Here is a 3,514-nt window from a genome sequence, read left to right on the forward strand (position 1 = left end):
AAATAATGCTAACACAACAATTTTTAAAATCAAGAACTTCAACTAGAGATTTCAAAGAAGAAAAAATAACTAACGATGTATTAGAAAAAATTAGTCAAGCTTTGGAAGCATCTGTGGATATCTATGGTAAAAACGATATCAAATTTATCTTAGCTACTAATGGGGATGATGTCTATCAAAAACTACAAGGCTTTGCAGGCTATAAAGGTGTAATGATCAAGGCACCAGCTTATATAGCTCTTAATACCTTAAATGACAATCCAGCTACATATGTAAAAGCTGCTTATGCAACAGAGGAGATTATTACTAAATTAAATGATTTGAATTTGGGTAACTGTTGGATTACTGTAAGCGAAGTTGCTGAAAGTGTAAAAAAATCTTCTTTCAATTATGAAGAAGGGGATGTATCTATCCTACTAGCTATAGGCATTCCTGTTGATGGTAGTCTAAGAGAGCATAGATATGATGATAGACTTGCAAATTCTGACCTTGTTTATATTGATAATTTTAATACAAAAGCTAGCGATGAAGAGTTAGAACAAAGGGGACTAAATTTAATATTTGACTATGCAAAATTTGCTCCTTCAGCCTATAACTCTCAACCATGGAGATTTTTGATAGAAGATGACAACCTATCAATTTACATTAAAGACTATGTTGGTAATGTTAATTTAATAGATGCAGGTATAATAATGTATTATGTAGATGAATTAGGAAAATCAATCTCATCTAATAGTAAATGGGATATAAAACCTGTTTTAGATGATAAAGAATATACCTATATTGCTACAAAAAAATTATAGAATAATGGACGCCTGAGCGTCCTTATTTTGATGAAAGGAAAAAAATTGATTAGATTATATACTGAAAAAGATTTTGCTAAAATGAGAGAAGCAGCAGAAATATTATGCCAAACTCATTTAGCTATTAGAATGATTATCAGAGAGGGTATTACAACTCTTTCCTTGGATAAATTTGCCAATGAATTTATAACCAAACATAAAAAAGCTATTCCAGCTCAACTAGGCTATGGTGGATTTCCATTTACCCTTTGCATATCAGTTAATGATGAAATATGCCATGGTTATCCTACTGACTATGTTTTACAAGAGGGTGATATTGTATCAATCGATAATGTAATTGACTTTAATGGTGGACTAGCCGATTCATGTTGGACCTATACAATAGGAAAAATGACAGGAGAAGACCAAAAACTTGTAGATGTTGACTTAGAAGCCTTATACAGAGGTATTGAAGCGGCAAAAGTTGGAAATAGAATAGGAGACATTGGTCATGCTATTCAAGAATGTGCTGAAGTAGAAAATAATTTCTCTGTCATAAGAGATTTTATAGGTCATGGGATAGGAAAAGAAATGCATGAAGATCCTCAAGTTCCTCATTATGGAAAAGCAGGCAGAGGTCCAAGAATAGAAGCTGGAATGGTATTTACAATTGAACCAATGATTGCAGCAGGAGATTGGAAGATGCAAGTCGATAGTAATGGGTGGACAGCAAGAACAAGGGATGGTTCTAAATGTTCTCAATTTGAGCATCAACTAATTATTCATGAAGATGGACCAGAAATAATAACTGACCAAAATAAGTACAAGTTAACAGATGAGGATATAAAATTTATTGAAAACTATAAGCTAAAACACAATTTGTAATTATAAAAAAGGGGCGGCAGAAGATTTTAGATCTTCAGCCCGTCCTTTTTAGTTTAGCTCTTCAAGGGATATTTGATTTTTATATTTATCTCTTTCTTTCATCTTTTCTGTATAACAAGACCTACATAGGGGTTCATACAAATCTTTTGACCCTATTTGAATTCTGCTATCATCAGTCGATTTCTTGTAAGAGGCCCAAGCATCCTCTCCACAGGACGCACATATAGCGTGATGTTTTACAAGTTCATCTGCTAGAGGCATAATTTCCTTTATTATTTCAAAAGGTTTCGTCATATAATCCATATCAAGACCAGATACTACGATTGTAATATTCATAGCCATAAGCTTATTAAATATTTCAACAACTTCTGCTGGTTCATTTGGGAAGAATTGAACTTCATCAATTCCTATAGAATCAACATCGTTATTTCTTGCATAGTCAAGAACTTCATTTAGGTTTTCGACCTTAATCGCATCAAGCTCTAGGTTATCATGAGTTACAATTTTCTTTTCGTCATCCCTACTATCGATAGCTGGCTTAAAAGCTACTACATCGTAATTGGCTATTTTCATCCTATACAACTCTCTCCAAAGAGATGTTGTTTTGCCCGAAAACATAGAACCTGTGTGGACGATTAGCCTTCCTTGTTTTTTCATGTTACTCCTAAACATTAAACTTAAAGTTAACTACATCCCCATCTTTCATGATGTAGTCTTTTCCTTCCTGTCTCAATAGACCTTTTTCTTGAGCTTTATTGATAGAACCAGACTCTATTAGGTCATCATATGAAACAATCTCAGCCTTAATAAATCCTCTTGAAATATCAGAGTGGATTTTGCCAGCGGCATCAACTGCCCTTGTACCATTTATGATTGTCCAAGCTCTAGTTTCCATTTCACCCGTTGTTAAGAATGAAATTAAATTTAAAGTCTTATAAGAATCTCTTATAACTTTATCTGTTCCAGATTCTTTAAGACCTATCATCGCTAAAAATTCAGTCCTTTCTTCTTCACTATCAATCTCTGAAATTTCTTGTTCAATCTTTGCCGAAACTACAGAAACTTCAGCACCTTCTTCCTTAGCAAATTCACGAACTTTGGCAACGTATGGATTATCCAAGCCGTCATTTGCTGCATCATCTTCATTAACGTTACAAACATAAACAATTGGCTTAGTTGATAGAAGTTGGTAGGCTCTAAGTAATTTCTGTTCTTCATCATTTAAATCAAGAATTCTAGCTGATTTTCCTTGCTCAAGAACTCCTTTAATTTTTTCAAGTAATTCGACTTCGGATCTAACACTTTTATCACTTCTAGCAACTTTTTTTCTTTTCTCAACGACCTTATCTACAAGTTCAAGGTCTGAAAAAATTAATTCTAAATTTATAGTTTCAATATCTCTAAGTGGATCTACAGATCCATCTACATGGGTAACATTTGGATCATCAAAACATCTAAGGACTTCAACAATTGCATCAGTTTCTCTAATGTTAGAAAGAAACTTATTTCCAAGACCTTCTCCCTTGGATGCTCCCTTCACAAGCCCTGCTATATCATAAAACTCAATAACTGCTGGTACTATTTTTTTACTATTTGATATTTCAGATAATTTATTTAATCTTGGATCAGGTACATTAACAAGCCCAACATTTGGGTCAATTGTAGCAAAAGGATAATTTGCTATGAGAGCACCCGCCTTTGTAATGGCATTAAATAATGTTGATTTACCAACATTAGGTAAGCCGACAATTCCTAATTTCATATAAACACTCCATACACATTATAATTTTTCAACTATAATATCTGTCTCTTATACACATCTGACGCTGCCGACGACCTAACACAGG

General features: G+C 33.5%; 4 protein-coding genes. 2 read left to right on the forward strand and 2 right to left on the reverse strand.

Features of this window, described 5'->3' with window-relative positions; genetic code table 11:
* The first annotated feature begins 2 nt into the window (after positions 1–2).
* Positions 3–803: a nitroreductase family protein gene (locus Q0W95_RS07710; protein WP_297791521.1), complete on the forward strand. Its 801-nt coding sequence runs from the start codon at positions 3–5 to the stop codon at positions 801–803.
* A gap of 45 nt (positions 804–848) precedes the next feature.
* The gene (gene map, locus Q0W95_RS07715; RefSeq protein ID WP_297791523.1) at positions 849–1,667 is read left to right on the forward strand and encodes a type I methionyl aminopeptidase; all 819 of its coding nucleotides are present in this window, start codon (positions 849–851) and stop codon (positions 1,665–1,667) included.
* Positions 1,668–1,715: 48 nt separating this feature from the next.
* Here map and Q0W95_RS07720 read toward each other — a convergent pair whose 3' ends face one another.
* Positions 1,716–2,324 carry a thymidine kinase gene (locus tag Q0W95_RS07720; protein WP_297791525.1) on the reverse strand — a complete coding sequence of 203 codons (609 nt, stop codon included), beginning with the start codon at positions 2,322–2,324 and terminating at the stop codon, positions 1,716–1,718.
* 7 nt (positions 2,325–2,331) lie between these two features.
* Complete coding sequence (gene ychF / locus Q0W95_RS07725; RefSeq protein WP_297791527.1) at positions 2,332–3,429, reverse strand: redox-regulated ATPase YchF; 1,098 nt, start codon at positions 3,427–3,429, stop codon at positions 2,332–2,334.
* Positions 3,430–3,514: the final 85 nt, after the last annotated feature.

It is taken from the genome of uncultured Anaerococcus sp., assembly GCF_947253225.1.
Taxonomy (GTDB): Bacteria; Bacillota; Clostridia; order Tissierellales; family Peptoniphilaceae; genus Anaerococcus.